12 protein-coding genes and 1 tRNA gene are annotated in these 15384 nt (G+C 60.1%); 2 read left to right on the top strand and 11 right to left on the bottom strand.

The genetic code is table 11. The annotated features are described in order from the left end of the window. Position 1 precedes the first annotated feature (1 nt). Positions 2-1519, bottom strand: coding sequence for a flavin-containing monooxygenase (locus ACI3GR_RS14650; protein WP_407495484.1), 1518 nt, complete (start codon positions 1517-1519; stop codon positions 2-4). Between the two features lie 166 nt (positions 1520-1685). Here ACI3GR_RS14650 and ACI3GR_RS14645 point away from each other — a divergent pair, with 166 nt between their 5' ends. Continuing rightward, a complete protein-coding gene (locus ACI3GR_RS14645; protein WP_407495482.1) occupies positions 1686-2576 on the top strand; it encodes an alpha/beta fold hydrolase in 891 nt (296 codons plus the stop codon). Between the two features lie 144 nt (positions 2577-2720). Here ACI3GR_RS14645 and ACI3GR_RS14640 read toward each other — a convergent pair whose 3' ends face one another. From ACI3GR_RS14640 to murA, 8 genes are all read right to left on the bottom strand, one after another. Continuing rightward, complete coding sequence (locus ACI3GR_RS14640) at positions 2721-3590, bottom strand: acyl-CoA thioesterase (protein WP_407495480.1); 870 nt, start codon at positions 3588-3590, stop codon at positions 2721-2723. 135 nt (positions 3591-3725) lie between these two features. Then, positions 3726-4700, bottom strand: coding sequence for an ABC transporter ATP-binding protein (locus ACI3GR_RS14635; protein WP_407495478.1), 975 nt, complete (start codon positions 4698-4700; stop codon positions 3726-3728). After that, positions 4697-5683 carry an ABC transporter ATP-binding protein gene (locus ACI3GR_RS14630; protein ID WP_407495476.1) on the bottom strand — a complete coding sequence of 329 codons (987 nt, stop codon included), beginning with the start codon at positions 5681-5683 and terminating at the stop codon, positions 4697-4699. Before ACI3GR_RS14630 ends, ACI3GR_RS14635 begins: the two co-directional genes overlap by 4 nt. A 10-nt stretch (positions 5684-5693) precedes the next feature. Then, positions 5694-6605 carry an ABC transporter permease gene (locus tag ACI3GR_RS14625; protein WP_407495474.1) on the bottom strand — a complete coding sequence of 304 codons (912 nt, stop codon included), beginning with the start codon at positions 6603-6605 and terminating at the stop codon, positions 5694-5696. Further along, positions 6598-7551 carry an ABC transporter permease gene (locus ACI3GR_RS14620; RefSeq protein WP_407495472.1) on the bottom strand — a complete coding sequence of 318 codons (954 nt, stop codon included), beginning with the start codon at positions 7549-7551 and terminating at the stop codon, positions 6598-6600. Before ACI3GR_RS14620 ends, ACI3GR_RS14625 begins: the two co-directional genes overlap by 8 nt. Before the next feature lie 88 nt (positions 7552-7639). Continuing rightward, the gene (locus ACI3GR_RS14615; protein WP_407495470.1) at positions 7640-9196 is read right to left on the bottom strand and encodes an ABC transporter substrate-binding protein; all 1557 of its coding nucleotides are present in this window, start codon (positions 9194-9196) and stop codon (positions 7640-7642) included. Positions 9197-9624: 428 nt separating this feature from the next. Next, positions 9625-10092 carry a DUF2948 family protein gene (locus tag ACI3GR_RS14610; RefSeq protein WP_407495468.1) on the bottom strand — a complete coding sequence of 156 codons (468 nt, stop codon included), beginning with the start codon at positions 10090-10092 and terminating at the stop codon, positions 9625-9627. Further along, positions 10089-11357 (bottom strand): UDP-N-acetylglucosamine 1-carboxyvinyltransferase, encoded by a 1269-nt coding sequence (murA, locus tag ACI3GR_RS14605; RefSeq protein WP_407495466.1) that lies wholly within the window; start codon positions 11355-11357, stop codon positions 10089-10091. Before murA ends, ACI3GR_RS14610 begins: the two co-directional genes overlap by 4 nt. A gap of 320 nt (positions 11358-11677) precedes the next feature. Here murA and ACI3GR_RS14600 point away from each other — a divergent pair. Further along, positions 11678-11752 (top strand) — tRNA-Thr (locus tag ACI3GR_RS14600). Positions 11753-11891: 139 nt separating this feature from the next. Here ACI3GR_RS14600 and ACI3GR_RS14595 read toward each other — a convergent pair. Together ACI3GR_RS14595 and ACI3GR_RS14590 are read right to left on the bottom strand one after the other, a co-directional pair. Continuing rightward, complete coding sequence (locus tag ACI3GR_RS14595; RefSeq protein WP_407495464.1) at positions 11892-13178, bottom strand: cytochrome P450; 1287 nt, start codon at positions 13176-13178, stop codon at positions 11892-11894. Positions 13179-13357: 179 nt separating this feature from the next. After that, positions 13358-15256: an acyl-CoA synthetase gene (locus ACI3GR_RS14590; RefSeq protein ID WP_407495463.1), complete on the bottom strand. Its 1899-nt coding sequence runs from the start codon at positions 15254-15256 to the stop codon at positions 13358-13360. Positions 15257-15384: the final 128 nt, after the last annotated feature.

The following is a 15384-nucleotide window of genomic DNA, read 5'->3' as shown; positions in this document are numbered from 1 at the left end:
CCTATTCGGCCGCGATGTCGACCTGATCCGATGCGCGCTGTTCCGGCGGAAATTCAACCGCTGCGCCCTTGGAAAATTCCAGCGATCCGTCGTCCACCGCGCCGCGTTTCAACGTCTTACGATCCCAAAAGTATTCCTGCTCGTGCACCCATGGAAAGGCCGTGCCATGCTTGGGCAGACGGTCTTTGACCCGCAGGAAATACCCGCTGGTGAATTTGATCGCCGTCGAAATCGTCGCGAAGTCCTCCGATCCAGCACGCGGCACGACCTGCGTCGCACCAGTCGCATCCATGTGTTTCAGCAATCGCATGGCATATTCCGCCACCAGATCGACCTTCAGCGTCCAAGACGCGTTCGTGTAGCCCGTCACATAGATTAGGTTCGGGACGTTCGAATACATGAACCCCTTGTAGACCAACAGCTTACCCGGCTCGACCTCTTGCCCGTCGACGGCAAATCGCGCGCCGCCAAGCGTTTCCAGCACAAGCCCCGTGGCGGTGATGATGATGTCGGCCTCAAGCTCTGTCCCGTCAGTCATGCGCAGGCCAGTCGTGGTGAATGTCTCGATCTCTCCGGTGACCATAGTGGCCTTTTTCTGCCGCAGCGCGTCGAACATATCGCCATCCGGCACCACGCAGATCCGCTGCTGCCCCGGCCAATAGGGCGGCGTGAAATGGTCCTGCCAGTCAGGCACATCATCGCGCAGCTCTTTGCCGACTTGACCGATCAGCCAGCGCTTGACGCCCTTGATGTCATTCATGAATTTCTTGCGGCGCAGACGACCGGCCCAGATCACCTTCCACCGGGTCAGCCAATATCCTAAGCGACCGGGAAAGATCGTCTTCAGCACATTGCCGATGCGATCCTTAGCCGGACGGTTCAGCACATAGGTCGGCGTGCGCTGCACCTGCCAGACATGTTCTGCCTTTTCCGCCAAGGTGGGCGTCAGGGTCACCGCTGTCGCGCCAGAGCCGATGATGACGATCTTCTTGCCCGTATAATCAAGATCTTCGGGCCAGAACTGAGGGTGCACCAAAGTGCCCTTGTAATCATCATACCCCGGAAACTCGGGAAGATATCCTTCGGTGTGTTTGTAATAGCCCGAGCACGACAGCACAAAGCGCGCGGTCATCGTCTTTTCCTGGCCCTGATGGTCGATGGTCAGGGCCCACATCTGATCCGCGGTCGAATAATCGGCCCGCAGAACTTTGTGTTCGTACCGGATGTGATCGTCGATCCCGTAGTCCTGCGCCGTTTCCTTCACATACGACAAGATTGACGGCCCATCGGCGATGGCCTTGGCGTCTTTCCACGGCTTGAACGCATATCCCATGGTGTGCATGTCGCTGTCGGACCGGATACCGGGGTATCGAAACAGGTCCCACGTCCCGCCCATGCGCGGTTTCGTTTCCAGAATGGCAAAGCTTTTGTCGGGGCAATCCACCTTGAGATAGCGCGCCACGCCGATCCCAGACAGCCCTGCCCCGATGATGATCACGTCCAGATCTGATTGCGCCATTTCCATACCCACCTTTCAAATTCTTGGAATTTATAAACAGGCACACACAGCAAAGCCAATGCGAAATATTATTTCGCAAACGTCTTTTTCGCTCTTTTGCCCCCCGCACGAAGGCTCTACGCTGCGCGGCGCGGCCTGATTTGCCGCCGAGGGAGGAGACCAAGACATGACCATCGCCAAGGTAAACGGAATCGACATCTGGTACGACGTGATCGGACCCGACGACGGCAAACCGATTCTTCTGATTTCGGGCGTCGGCACGCAAAGCACCCGCTGGAAGGACGATTTCGTCGCCATGTTGGTGGACCGCGGATACCGCGTGATCAAGATGGACAACCGCGATATCGGCCTAAGCCAGAAGTTCACCGAACACGGCATCCCCGATTTCAAGGCGATCTTGATGCAGAAGGCCGCAGGTCAGACGCCGGACGTGCCCTTTACCCTGTCTGACATGGCCGCGGACAGCGCCGCCCTGCTGGATCATCTTGGCATCGACGCAGCGCATATCTGCGGGTTCTCAATGGGGGGCATGATCGTGCAACTGATGGCCATCGAACACCCGCATAAGGTGCTGTCGATGACTTCTGTCATGTCCAACACCGGCAACCCGGACCTGCCCAAGGCAACGGACGAAGCCTCGGCCGCGCTGACCCGCCCGCGCCCCGATGCGACGGTCGACCGCGAAGGCGCAATCCAGTCGCGGATCGAAACGGACAAGGTCATCGGATCGCCTGCCTACCCGATCCCCGAGGAAGAGCTGCGTGCGTCGGCCGAAGCTGATCTGGATCGGTCGATCCACCCCACCGGATTCGCCCGCCAATACGCCGCGATCCTTGCCACGCGTGACCGCCGGGCAGAGCTTCAGCAGCTGAAAATGCCCGTGTCGGTCATCCACGGCGTCGACGATCCGCTGGTCCGCGTCGAAGGCGGTCGCGACACGGCCGAAAATTGCCCCACGGCAGAGCTGTTCGAAATCGAAGGCATGGGCCACAACTTCCCGCGCGAGGTCTATGAACAGGTGCTGGACGGCATCGACGCGGCGGCAAACCGGGCCTGAGGGCTGGGCGGTAGGGTAGCCCCTCTCACACTCTCCGGCCCCCAAGCAAGTGAACACAGAACGACAAAACGCCCGACCTGCCGGCCGGGCGTTTTTTACGATCTTGTGGCCGCCGCTAGCGGAGCGGACATAGGGCCTTAGGCCTTACTTACTGATCTTCCGCCGGGTCATGCCTTCCTGCGCGCAAGAGGCGACCATCTTGCCATCGCGGGTGTAAAAGCGTCCGCGCGTCAGGCCACGACCTCCTCCGGTCCACGAGCTTTCCATTTCGAACAGCAACCATTCATCCACTCGCAGACCTTCATGGATCCACATCGAATGGTCCAGCGATGCGACGCGCATGCCTTCGGTGAAAAAGCCGACCCCATGCACCGCAAGAGCGGCGCCGATCAGCCCCATGTCAGAGGCATAGACAAGTGCTGCACGATGCAGCCCCAGATCGTCCGACATCGGTGTCTTGACCTTGATCCAGCGATAGCTGGGCCCCGTCTTGGGCGAGGTATCGAAGGGCGACATCAAGCTGCAGGGGCGGATTTCGATCGGCCGGTCCCACCGCGCAAACTGGAGGTATTGTTCGGGCAGTTTGTCGGCGTATTGCTCGGCCAATTCCGTTTCATTGGCCAAGTCTTCTGGCCCAGGAATATCGTCGGGCATCTGCTGCGTATGGTGAAAGCCCTCTTCCTGCACTTGGAATGATGCTGCAAGGTTCAGGATCGGCTGGCCCGACTGGATCGCGATCACGCGACGGGTCGCAAAGGAATTGCCGTCCATGTCTCGTTCTACACGGTACAGCACCGGTTTCGTCGCATCCCCAGGCCGCATGAAATAGCCGTGCAGAGAATGGTTTACCTTGCCTTCGACCGTGCGGGTGGCCGCCACCAGCGCCTGACCCAACACCTGCCCGCCGAACATCCTGCCCTTCCCACCGGGGGTTTCGCAGCCGCGGAAAAAGTTGTCTTCGATCTGCTCAACATCCAGCAGCTTAGACAGGTCAGTCTTGGGTATATCGGTCATATGCAGGGCAGTCCTTGTTCGTCCCCCCTTGGTTCGGGCCTTTTGCAAATGAATGCAAGGGGTCACGGGGCCCGCAAGTTGCAGGGCCGGGAATGCCTCAGGCGGGGATATTTTAGGCAACAGGATTGCAGGCGCCTAGTCGTGTGGGTGATGGCAGGCCGCGAAATGGCCCGGCGCGCGTTCCGCCAGTGCGGGCATTTCCGCGGCGCATTGGTCGCTGGCACGGGGACAGCGAGTGCGGAACGGACAGCCCGACGGCGGGTTCACCGGCGACGGCAATTCGCCCGAAACAAGGTTCATCTGGTGCGGCGGCGCGTCTGGATCAGGCTCTGGCACCGCCGACAAAAGCGTGCGGGTATAGGGGTGCACCGGGTTCCGATAGATCGTTTCCGCGTCGGCCAGTTCGCACAGGCGCCCCAGATACATCACGGCGACCCGGTCGCTGACGTGTTTCACCACCGCCAGATCGTGGCTGATGAAAAGCATGGTCAGCCCCAGCTCTTTCTTCAGCTCTTCCAGAAGGTTCAGCACCTGCGCCTGAACCGACACATCGAGGGCCGAGACCGCTTCGTCACAGACCAGCAGGTCAGGCTCTAGGATCAACGCGCGGGCGATCGAAATCCGCTGACACTGCCCGCCCGAGAATTCATGCGGGCGACGTTCCATCGCCTGTTCGGCGTTCAGCCCGACCTTTTCCAGCATCTCGGCGACGCGTTTGGTACGATCCGCCGGGGTGCCGATGCCTGCGATTTCCAAAGGTGCGGCGACGATATCGCGGATGGTCATGCGCGGGTTCAGCGATGCGATCGGATCCTGAAAGATCATCTGGAACCGCCGCCGCGCCTGTTGCAGCGCGCGGCCCTTCAGCCCCGTCAACTCTTGCCCGTCCAGCCGAACGGCACCCCGTGTGGGTCGCGGCAATTGCATCACCGCCCGCGCGGCCGAAGATTTGCCGCAACCGGATTCCCCGACCAGACCAAGGGTTTCGCCCTTTTTTACATGGGCCGTGAAATCGGTGACCGCATAGACCTTGCGCCCGCCCTGCAGCGGGTATTCGACGCTTAGACCATCGATATCCAGAAAGGCCGTCTCAGACTGTGGCGCGTTCATGCGGCGACCTCCTTACCCAAGGGGTGGACGCAGGCGTATAGATGCCGCCCCGCCCCATCCAGCGACGGCTTGCCCTGATCACAGGCCGCGTCGGCAAATTTGCAGCGCGGCGCAAAGGGGCAGCCGGGCGGCGGGTTGATCAGATCGGGCGGACGGCCATCAATGGCGTCCAGCTTACGATGCGGCGGGTCGGTGACCTTTGGGATCGATGACAGCAGCGCCGCCGTATAGGGCATACGGGTGTTGTGAAACAGATCCCGCACCGGGGCCTGTTCGACGATCCGTCCGGCATACATCACAGCCACGTCGTCACATCGACCCGCGACCACACCCATGTCGTGGGTGATCAGGATCATCGCCATGTTCCGTTCGCGCACCATACGCTGCAGCAGGTCTAGGATTTCCGCCTGAACGGTGACGTCCAGCGCGGTGGTGGGTTCGTCTGCGATCAGCAGGTCAGGCTCACAGGCGATGGCGATGGCGATGGCCACACGCTGGCGCATGCCGCCCGACAGCTGATGCGGGTATTGATCCACCCGCACATCCGGCTGTGGCAGGCCGACCGCGCGCAGCAGCTCGATCGCCTTGGCCTTGGCCGGGGCCTTCTTCATGCCCATGTGGAACATCAGCACTTCCATGATCTGCTTACCGATGGTCAGCACCGGGTTCAGCGACGTCATGGGATCCTGAAACACGATCGCCATTTCCGGGCCACGCAGACGACGCAGCTCTCCTTCGCTGAGTTTTGTCAGGTCGCGTCCGTTCAGGATGACCTTGCTCGTGCCCGGTACCACGGCGTTGCCGGGCAACAGCCGCATGATCGACCGGGACAACACCGATTTGCCCGACCCGGACTCGCCGACGACGCCCAAGGTTTTGCCCCGTTCCAGCGTAAAGTTCACGCCATCCACGGCCGCCAGCATGCCCCGCCCCGTCGCGAAAGAGGTCCGCTGATCGCGTACGTCCAGAATAATCTCGCCCATCATCGCCCCCTTAAATCGCGCCTTCGCGCACGTCTGCCAGACGCCGCCGGATGGCATCGCCCACAAGGTTGAAGCTGAGAACCGTCACGAACATCACCAGCGTCGGATACATCGCGATATGCGGCATCGTGGACAGCACTTCGCGTCCTTCGGCGATGATGCCGCCCCAGCTGGGGGTCGGTGCCTTGACTGACAACCCAAGGAAGGACAGCGCACCTTCGATCACGATGGCGATCGGGATGTCGATCAGGATAAAGGCGATCAGCGGCCAGATTATGTTGGGAAAGACCTCTTTGCGCAGGATGCGGAAATCGGACGCGCCCATGGCCTTGGCCGCCAGCACGAATTCCCGGCCTGCATAGTTCAGCGTCGCCGCCCGCGTGATCCGCGCAGCTGTGGGGATGAACAACAGCCCCAGCGACAGACACACCATGAAAAGCGACCCGCCGAACACGACCGAGAAGAGCAGCAGAACCACAAGCCCCGGAATGGCCAGCCAAGCGTCGATGGCGATGCCGATGACCTCGTCCGCCCAGCCGCGGTAATAGCCCGCGATCATGCCAAGGATCATCCCTAGACCGACGCCGATGAATGGCGCGGCAAAGCCAACGGTCAGCGATACACGCCCGCCCCAGATGATGCGGGACAGCAAATCGCGGCCAAGGTTGTCGGTACCCAAGGGGTGCCCTTCGACGGGCGGCGACTGGATATAGGCCCAATCGATTTCGTCCGCCGGCGGCAGCCCCCAGAAGGGCGCAAAGATACAGGCGATGGCGACAATGATCAGCCAGACCATCGGGATCCAGAAATACAGCCCAAACCGACGCGAGCGTTTGTGCATCGCAATCGCCAGCGCATTCATGTCGATCTCGGGCTTTTTCGGTTCGGCCTGTTGCTGGCCGGAAGACGTCAGATCAGCCATGGGATCCTTCCGTTCTGACACGCGGGTCAAGATAGGCATAGGCGATGTCGACCAAGAAGTTCGCGGTTACGAAGGCCAGCGCGAAGAAGGTCACACAGCCCTGAATAACAATGAAATCGCGGGTGTAGACCGCATGGATCAACAGCCGCCCCACCCCGGGGATGCCGAAGATCTGCTCGATAATGATCGTGCCGCCCAGAAGACGCGCAACCTGTAGACCCAGCAGGGTAATCATCGAAAAGGACGACGGGCGCAGCGCATGAACCCAAAGGATGCGCAGGTTGCTCATCCCCTTGGCGCGAGCCAGCGCGATGTAGTTTTCCTGCAGGACCGAAATCATTTCCGCCCGTAGGGTGCGCATCAGGATGGTCCATTCGACCAGCGCCAGCGACAGCGCGGGCAGGATCATCGGTTTGAGGTTCGCCCAAAGGCCAGCCGACAACGGCTCATAACCCGTAGCGGGCAACCAGCCGAGGCCAAGCGCAAAGATGAAAATCAACAGGATCGCGGTCATGAACGACGGCATCGACACCGACGCAAAGGCCAACGCCCCGATCACCCGGTCAGCCCGCCCGTTCGGTCGGAAGGCCGATGCCATGCCAGCAGGAATAGCCATCGCCAGCGCGATCATCTGGGCGAGGATCATCAATTCGAACGACACAGGGAAACGGTCTGTCACGGCGTCCCACACGTCTTCGCTGTTGATGTAGGATGTGCCCCAGTCGCCAGTAAAGACGCCACCGACCCATTCGAAATAGCGCACGACGACCGGCCGGTTCAGCCCCAGTTCTTCGCGGATTTCCTGAACTTCCTCTTCCGAGGAATCCATCCCAGCCATTTCATAGGCCACGTCCCCCGGAAGGACGTTCACCAGCAGAAAGGTAAGAAACGTAACGGCCAGCAGAACGATGCCCAGACGTCGAAGCCTGTAAAGTAAATAGCGCATGTGCCCTCCGCCTCGCTCCGGTATGCGTTGACCGGACAAGGTTCAGGGCCCCGGCACAGGCACCACCCGTGCCGAGGCCCATTTCAGATCAGGATTGTTCGTCGATCCACGCGCGGGTCACATCGACCACACCGCGATAAGGGGCCGGAACACCTTTGACGCGCGGCGTCGTGAAGGCGTGGTAACGACCGCCCCCGCGATAGAGGATGCCACCGTCATCGTTCATGATCTCGACCATCTGGCACTGAAGCTCCAGACGCTCTTCCATCGTTGGGGCAACACGCATCTGCTGCGCGACCTCGGACAGTTTCGGATCATCAAAGCCGGTCAGGTTGTAGGACGACCCGGGCATCGCATAAGCGAACAGCTGCGGCCCCATGTCGGCGCCATCCGCAATCCGCCAGCCCGAGATGTCGAAGTCGTTGGTAAAGACGCGCTTCACCAGCGTCGACTGGTCGACGGGCTGCAGTTCCAGATTGATGCCCGCGGCCTTGGCCGTCTGCTGATAGATCTCGCCCAATTCACGACCACGCGGCGTGGTGGTGTGGATCATCACGATGGTCGGCACTTCGGTCTTGCCGGTCTCATCCAGATAGGCCTGAACGTATTCCTTGGCCTTGGCGATATCAAAGTCGCGATAGTTCGCGTCGCCACAGTCCTTTGCCGGCCCAAGCGGGTGTTTGACCGAAGGACGCGTGTTCTGCCACGAAATCTTGGTCAGCGCATCTTGGTTCCAGGCATGGGCCAAAGCTTTGCGCAGATTGTCGTTCGACAGCGGTTCTTTCTTACCGTTCAACAGGTTGACGGCCGCCCCTGCCCCTTCGGACACCAGCGTGACAAGGTTCTTGTCTTCCTTGGCCTCGTTGATCGACGGGCCACGGTCGGTCCACATCACGTCCACCTCACCCGAGCGGAGCGATGCAAAACGCGTCTGCGTGTCGGGCAGAATGCGGAAGGTCACCTTATCAAGGTTGATTTCATCCGCGTTCCAGTAGTCGGGGTTCTTTTCCACGATGATCCGGTCGCCCGAAGACCATTCGACGAATTTGAACGGCCCGGTGCCGACGGGATTACGGTTCTGCGTGCCTGCCTCGACCGATTCCTTGGCCGGGATCGGGCCGGACATCGAGGTCGTCGCCAGATAGGGCAGCAGCGCCTGCCACGGGTGCGCCAGATGGAATTCCACCGTCAGCGGATCGACCGCGACCACCTTTTCGATCGACGCGATAAAGGTGCGCGACCGGGATTTGTTCGCCGGGTCCAGAATACGGTTGTAATGCGCGGCCACGTCTTCAGCGTCGAAATCGCTGCCATCGTGGAACTTCACGCCATCACGCAGTTTAAAGGTCCAGACCTTCTGATCGTCGCTTACAGACCATTCGGTGGCCAGCAGCGGCTTGGCCTCGTTGGTGGCGGGGTCGAAATCCAAGAGTGGTTCCTGAATCGTCCGCATGACGATTTCGCCCGTCTGACCCAGCACACCACCTTCGACGGTGTCGAAGCCACGCACATCGGTTTCGATCGCGACGGTCAATTCGCCGCCCTTCTTGGCCATGGAGTGAGATTCAGCAAAAGCCGCGGTTCCCGCAACAAGCGCCAGCGCCGTTGAGGCGGCAAGTGTAAATGGCAGACGAATGGTCCGCATGGTTAATCCTCCCAGAATATCCTCTGACCGCTCTCCAGGCGGCTAAGGGAATACTGCGAGGGATTCCGCCCCCTGTGAATACCCATTCTTCAAATTCTGTAATTTTAGCGGACATTTACATGCTGAACGCATCCAACCGCGAAAAACCATGCGGAACAGTATTGCGCAATGCGGACAATCGAAGAGAAGGTAATTATAGTATATATTTCAGTTATTTATCTTAAACTAGTGGTATTATCTCAAAAGTCCCACGCCGCGCATTTCCGCATACCGGAACGACGCTCGCGCCTGCCGCAATGCAGCAAATTCACGCTGCGCATGCATAAGCGCGCCACCATACCCAATATTGGAATCACAAAATGAATCACCGCGAAACGTAAAAGGCGCCCCAAAGGGCGCCCGATCAGACAAACTATTTTAGCTGTGGATCAGCCGTGATCCGGTCGCTTGCCCGACGGCGCGCGATATGGCTTTGTCACGTCCTTCAGACGCAGCTCTGGCGCTTCGACCCGCGCGCGGATCGCGCCATCGCCCGCCAGCGTCAGAAGAATATGACCTTCCGGGCCCTCGCCGTCCTGTTCGAACCCGACGGACAGCAGCGACAGGATCAGGTCCTTGTCCCCACGATCGATCCCCTGCGACGCCAGCCCCATCACATTGTCGATCACCAGAACCGACCGCACCCGTTCCGGCGCATGACGATCTGCCCCGCCGTCTTCCCACCGGAACCGGTTCAGCAGCAGCGAAAACCGACGCCGCGCCGGTTCCCATTGCATATCCGCCGCCGTCAGAACCGAATCCTGCACCAAGGCCGAGAGGACACCGATATCTTCGGCATCCTGAGCACCAAGGTTCAGCGGCGCCTCGCGCCCGTCTTCAAAGCGTGCGTCGCTCATGATTCTTTCACCCGTTCGATCTTGGCCCCGCAGGCAATCAGCTTTTCTTCGACCCGCTCGTAGCCACGATCCAGATGATATACGCGGCTGACCACAGTTTCCCCTTCGGCCGCCAGACCCGCAAGGATCAGCGACACCGACGCGCGCAGGTCGGTGGCCATCACCGGCGCGCCCTTCAGACGCTCAACACCGGTCACGGTGGCGGTCCCGCCGTGTACGTCGATCTTGGCCCCCATGCGCAGCAATTCAGGCGCATGCATGAAACGGTTTTCAAAGATCTTCTCTTCCAACACCGACGTGCCATCCGCCGTACACAGCAACGCCATCATCTGCGCCTGCAGATCGGTCGGGAAGCCCGGGAACGGCTCGGTCGTCACATTGACGGCCTTAACTCGATCACCACGGCGCTTGACGGTCAGACCCTCGGGCGTCTCGGTCACGTCGACACCCGCCTCATCCAGCTTCTCGACAAAGGCCTTCACAAGCTCCATCCGGCCCCCAAGGCAGGTCACTTCACCACCGCAGATCGCAGGCGCCAGCATATAGGTGCCCAATTCGATCCGATCGGTGACCACAGGATGAGTCGCGCCGCCCAGACGGTCGACACCCTGAATGGTGATGGTCGATGTCCCCTCACCTTCGATTTGGGCGCCCATTTTGCGCAGACATTGCGCCAGATCGACGATTTCGGGTTCGCGCGCAGCGTTTTTCAGCACGGTCGTACCCTTGGCCAGAGTCGCGGCCATCAAGGCGTTTTCGGTTGCGCCGACTGAGACGAAGGGAAACTCGAACACGCCACCCTTCAACCCACCGGGGGCTTTGGCATGCACATAGCCTTCGCGCAGGTCCAGCTCTGCCCCCATCGCCTCCAGCGCCTTAAGGTGCAGATCGACAGGCCGCGCCCCGATCGCACAGCCGCCGGGCAACGACACAACCGCATGACCATCCCGCGCCAGCATCGGCCCCAGCACCAGAATCGATGCCCGCATCTTGCGGACGATGTCATAATCCGCCGTGTGGTTATTCAACCCATGCGACGACATCGCCAGCACCTTACCATCGTTCAGCGCCGTCACCTCGGCCCCAAGCGATTGCAACAATGCGGTCATGGTCCGGATATCCGACAGGCGCGGCGCATTGGTCAGCGTCAGCGGTTCGTCCGACAACAGCGTCGCAGGCATCAGCGTCAGACAGGCGTTCTTGGCCCCCGCGATCGGAATGCTTCCCTTCAGCGGGCCGTTGCCCGTGACAATGATCTGATCCATTCCGCTCGCCTTTCTGCTGGGTCTCGCGCCCGCCTAGCTTCCTTGATCCGTGTCGGATCCAGCCTTGCGCGCCTTGGCTTGGGCTTTACGCCGGGCAAGGTTCGCTTTCAATGCCGCTTTCAGCCGATCTTCGCGGGCATTCGCCGCTTTGGGCTGTTTCGATTTAGGGGTCTCTCTATCACGCATAGGCTTTGTGTAAATCGTTCGGGAAAAACCGTCCAGATTGCGCTTGCATGGATCGGCGGAACCGTCTAATCACCCGCCACGGCCCAAAAGGCCACCCCAAGCGCCCCCAAGCGGGACGCCGCGGATGACAGGATGCTGTGGTAGCTCAGTGGTAGAGCACACCCTTGGTAAGGGTGAGGTCGAGAGTTCAATCCTCTCTCACAGCACCATCCTCCTCCGCCCAATCCTCACACCGCCGCAGATACCCGAACCGCAATTTAAAACGGCACGCCCAACTGGCCGCGCCGCTTGGTTCATCTTTCCCGAAATACTCTCGCCGAAGGCACGCGCCCGTCAGGGCGCGCCCTGTCAGTACCGCTCAGGGATCCGGACCTTCAGGTCCTCATACCCTCGCACAAAAACCGAGAATGTTCGTTTCGGCTCTTCCAGAACTTCGATCCGCGGGAAGCGTTTCAGGATTTCCTCCCACAGAATCTGCAACTGCATTTCCGCTACGCGATTGCCGAAACACCGATGAATCCCGAACCCAAAACTTAAATGAGACCGAACGTTCTGCCGCTGGATGTCATAGGCATTGGCGTTCTCGAAATGCTCCTCATCCCGGTTGGCCGACAGATACCACATGGCAACGCGGTCGCCCTTGCGGATCGTTTGTCCATGCATCTCCACGTCTTCCTTGGCGGTGCGGGCCATATGCGCCAGCGGGGTCTGCCAGCGGATGGTCTCGGACACCATGCCCGGCACCAGCGCAGGGTTGGCGCGCAGAATGTCGTATTGTTCGGCGAACTTGTTCAGAGCATAGACCGACCCCGACAAAGTGTTCCGCGTCGTGTCGTTCCCGCCGACGATCAGCAGAATGACGTTGCCATAGAACACATGCCGCGGCATGTCCGCCGTGCCTTCGCCCTGTGCCAGCATCGACACCAGATCGAACCCGCCGGATTTCTGAGCCCGTTCCCGCCACATGGCATCGAAGGCCCCGAAACAGGCGTCCATTTCCTGTTTCTTGTGTTCCCAGCTTTCCACGGGTCCGTGCCCCGGAGAGTTGGTGATCATGTCCGACCAATGCGTCAGCTTGCGCCGATCTTCGAAGGGAAAATCGAACAGCGTCGCCAGCGTCATCGCGGTGAATTCCTTAGACACCAGATCGACCCAGTCGAATTCTTCCCCAATCGGCAGGCTGTCCAGCAACGTCTCTGCCCGTTCACGCAGCAGGACCGACAGCTTGGCAAGGTTCGGCGGTTGCACCACCGGGCCCACTGCCTTGCGCTGTGGGCCGTGATCCGGCTGGTCCATCGTTATGAACCCCACCCCGTCGTTCGACTGGAAGCGGTTGAATTCGATCGTCTCGGCCGTGCGCAAGGTGATCGCCTCGGCCGAAGAGAACCGCTTGTGATCCAGATCCACCGCCGCCACGTCCTTGTAGCGAGTGATCGACCAATGCGGTTCATAATTGCCCGTGTCGCACCAATGGACCGGCGCCTCTTGGCGCAGGCGTTCAAAGAACGGCAGTTCCGTATTGGTGGCAAACAGCGATGCGCGGGCTGCGGTAAACTGATCCAGTGGCGCCTCCAGTGCGCGCGCCTGATCCTCGGTCAAACCTTCGGTCGTAAATCCGCGGAGTGCGTCGTCCATGGTCCGGCCTCCCTTCCATTCCAATTGACGGTATCGGAACCATTGGACACCCGTTGCCGTTCCCATGCAAGCGAAGGCCGGAATGGCGTGGCGTCACTTTGCCGATTGCCGCCGGATCAGAGGCGCAAAGAAAAAAGGCCGCGCTGGTGGCGCGGCCCTTCATTGTCATTCGAAACGGATCAGTCCGCCCAGACCCAAGGCCGGGTGAACTTGCCCAGCAGCGCGGTGATGGCTGCGTCATCGACGTCACCGGTCTTGCGCACCTTGGCGGTTAGGCCGGTTTTCTTGTCGTCCACGACCTCGACCACCTCGGCCGCGACACCGGCGTCCGACAGCGCCTCGTTATAGACGCGGGTGATGGCCATTTTGCGCAGGTCCGGCTTGAAGATCTTGCCGACGGCGGTCTTGGGCAGCTCGTCCACGATTTCCAGATGCTTGGGATGCGCGGCGCGTTCGTGCACATGCGTCTTGGCGTATTCCATCAGCTCGGCTTCGGACACGTTCGCGCCGCCGACCAGTTCGACATAGGCGCAGGGCACCTCGCCAGAGTGCGCATCGGGCTGACCGATCGCGCCCGCAAAGGCCACGGCATCGTGGCCCAGCAGCGCCTCTTCGATCTCGGCCGGGTCGATATTGTGACCGCCGCGAATGATCAGATCCTTGGCGCGGCCAGTGATGAACAGATAGCCATCCGCATCCTTCCGGCCCAGATCGCCCGTCCGCAGATACTGACGGTTCGAGTCGCCGGGCTGGTGATACAGGTTCTCGTTCTTCGCGGCTTCGGTATAGGTGTTCCCCTCATAGACGCCGGGGTTGTAGATGCAGATCTCTCCCACTTCGTCCACGCCGCATTCGCGCAGGGTACCGTTGTCTTCGACAAGGATTTTCACGTCCGTATAGGGGAACGGAATACCCACGGATCCGATCTTCTTTTCGCCCTCGACGGGGTTACATGACACAAGGCAGGTCGCCTCGGTCAGGCCATAGCCTTCGACGATGGTGACGCCCGTGGCCTTTTCGAAGCGATTGAACAGTTCCAGCGGCAGCGGGGCCGAACCCGAGAAGGATGTCTTCACCGTCGAGATATCCGCATCCACCGGACGCTGCATCATGGCGGAAATAGCCGTGGGCACGGTGATGATGAAAGTGATCTTCCAACGCTCACATAGCTTCCAGAAGTTGTCGAAAACGCCGTCCCCGCGATAGCCGGACGGCGTCGGGAAGACGACATGCGCGCCGGATTTGACCATCGACATGAAAATTACGTGGCAGGCAAAGACGTGGAACAACGGCAGCGGGCAGATGACGTTGTCTTCTTCGGTATAAAGCAGCTCGTGACCGATCCAGCCGTTGTAGACGATGCCAGAGTTCTTGTGCTGCGCCACCTTGGGCATGCCGGTCGTCCCGCCCGTGTGGAAATAGGCGGCCACACGGTCCACGGGACGGTCTTCAAACTGAAGCGTCTTGGGCTGCTTGTCACAGGCCGCGTTGAAATCCTTCACGTCCGCCTTGTGGGTCACCGGGTTCTTGGGGCGCACCAAAGGCACGATCCAGCTTTTCGGCGGAGTCAGATAGCGGTTCAGGTCAATTTCCAGAACCTCTTTGACACTAGGCGCAAATTTCACCGCTTCGGCGGTTTTCTGGGCCACATCGGACTGCGGAAAGGCCTTCAGCGTCACCACGACTTTAGCCTTGGTTTCGCGCAAAATCGCCGAGATCTGTTCCGCGTCCAGCAGCGGATTGATCGGGTTCACGATACCCGCGACCATACCAGCCAGCGTCGCGATTGCCGTTTCATTACAGTTCGGCAGAACCAAAGCGACGACGTCGTCTTCGCCCACGCCAAGCGACCGGAACAGGTTTGCGGCCTGACAGGTCCGTGCATGCACTTCAGACCATGTCAGCGTTTCGGCCTTGTCCGTCGGCCCCGACAGCAACTGGAACGAAATGGCGTTGTGCGTCGGGAACTTGTCCACCGTGCCCTTAAGCATCTGGTAGACCGTTTTTGGCAGGTCCCGATCCTCCCACGGCATGGCATTCTGGATAGCGAGATTATCGGCGAGCGATGTCATGACCATAGGCGTTTCCTCCCGTTGCCTGGTTCAAGGGCTTCTAAGGCCCCGCTGTTGCATTGAAAATGTAAGTAAACCGCCGCAAATACAAGAATGACGGTGCGTACACCCGCAATGCGGTATTTCGAAAAGTC

This window comes from Pseudooceanicola aestuariicola (genome assembly GCF_045763785.1).
Classification (GTDB): domain Bacteria; phylum Pseudomonadota; class Alphaproteobacteria; order Rhodobacterales; family Rhodobacteraceae; genus Pseudooceanicola.
The sequence above is the reverse complement of the archived record's forward strand: the minus strand, read 5'-3'. Positions and strand labels throughout refer to the sequence as shown.

Excerpts from the sequence above, each read along its gene's own strand:
- ACI3GR_RS14650 (WP_407495484.1), bottom strand. The coding sequence starts at position 1,519 with ATGGCGCAATCAGATCTGGACGTGATCATCATCGGGGCAGGGCTGTCT.
- ACI3GR_RS14645 (WP_407495482.1), top strand. The coding sequence starts at position 1,686 with ATGACCATCGCCAAGGTAAACGGAATCGACATCTGGTACGACGTGATC.
- ACI3GR_RS14640 (WP_407495480.1), bottom strand. The coding sequence starts at position 3,590 with ATGACCGATATACCCAAGACTGACCTGTCTAAGCTGCTGGATGTTGAG.
- ACI3GR_RS14635 (WP_407495478.1), bottom strand. The coding sequence starts at position 4,700 with ATGAACGCGCCACAGTCTGAGACGGCCTTTCTGGATATCGATGGTCTA.
- ACI3GR_RS14630 (WP_407495476.1), bottom strand. The coding sequence starts at position 5,683 with ATGGGCGAGATTATTCTGGACGTACGCGATCAGCGGACCTCTTTCGCG.
- ACI3GR_RS14625 (WP_407495474.1), bottom strand. The coding sequence starts at position 6,605 with ATGGCTGATCTGACGTCTTCCGGCCAGCAACAGGCCGAACCGAAAAAG.
- ACI3GR_RS14620 (WP_407495472.1), bottom strand. The coding sequence starts at position 7,551 with ATGCGCTATTTACTTTACAGGCTTCGACGTCTGGGCATCGTTCTGCTG.
- ACI3GR_RS14615 (WP_407495470.1), bottom strand. The coding sequence starts at position 9,196 with ATGCGGACCATTCGTCTGCCATTTACACTTGCCGCCTCAACGGCGCTG.
- ACI3GR_RS14610 (WP_407495468.1), bottom strand. The coding sequence starts at position 10,092 with ATGAGCGACGCACGCTTTGAAGACGGGCGCGAGGCGCCGCTGAACCTT.
- murA (WP_407495466.1), bottom strand. The coding sequence starts at position 11,357 with ATGGATCAGATCATTGTCACGGGCAACGGCCCGCTGAAGGGAAGCATT.
- ACI3GR_RS14595 (WP_407495464.1), bottom strand. The coding sequence starts at position 13,178 with ATGGACGACGCACTCCGCGGATTTACGACCGAAGGTTTGACCGAGGAT.
- ACI3GR_RS14590 (WP_407495463.1), bottom strand. The coding sequence starts at position 15,256 with ATGGTCATGACATCGCTCGCCGATAATCTCGCTATCCAGAATGCCATG.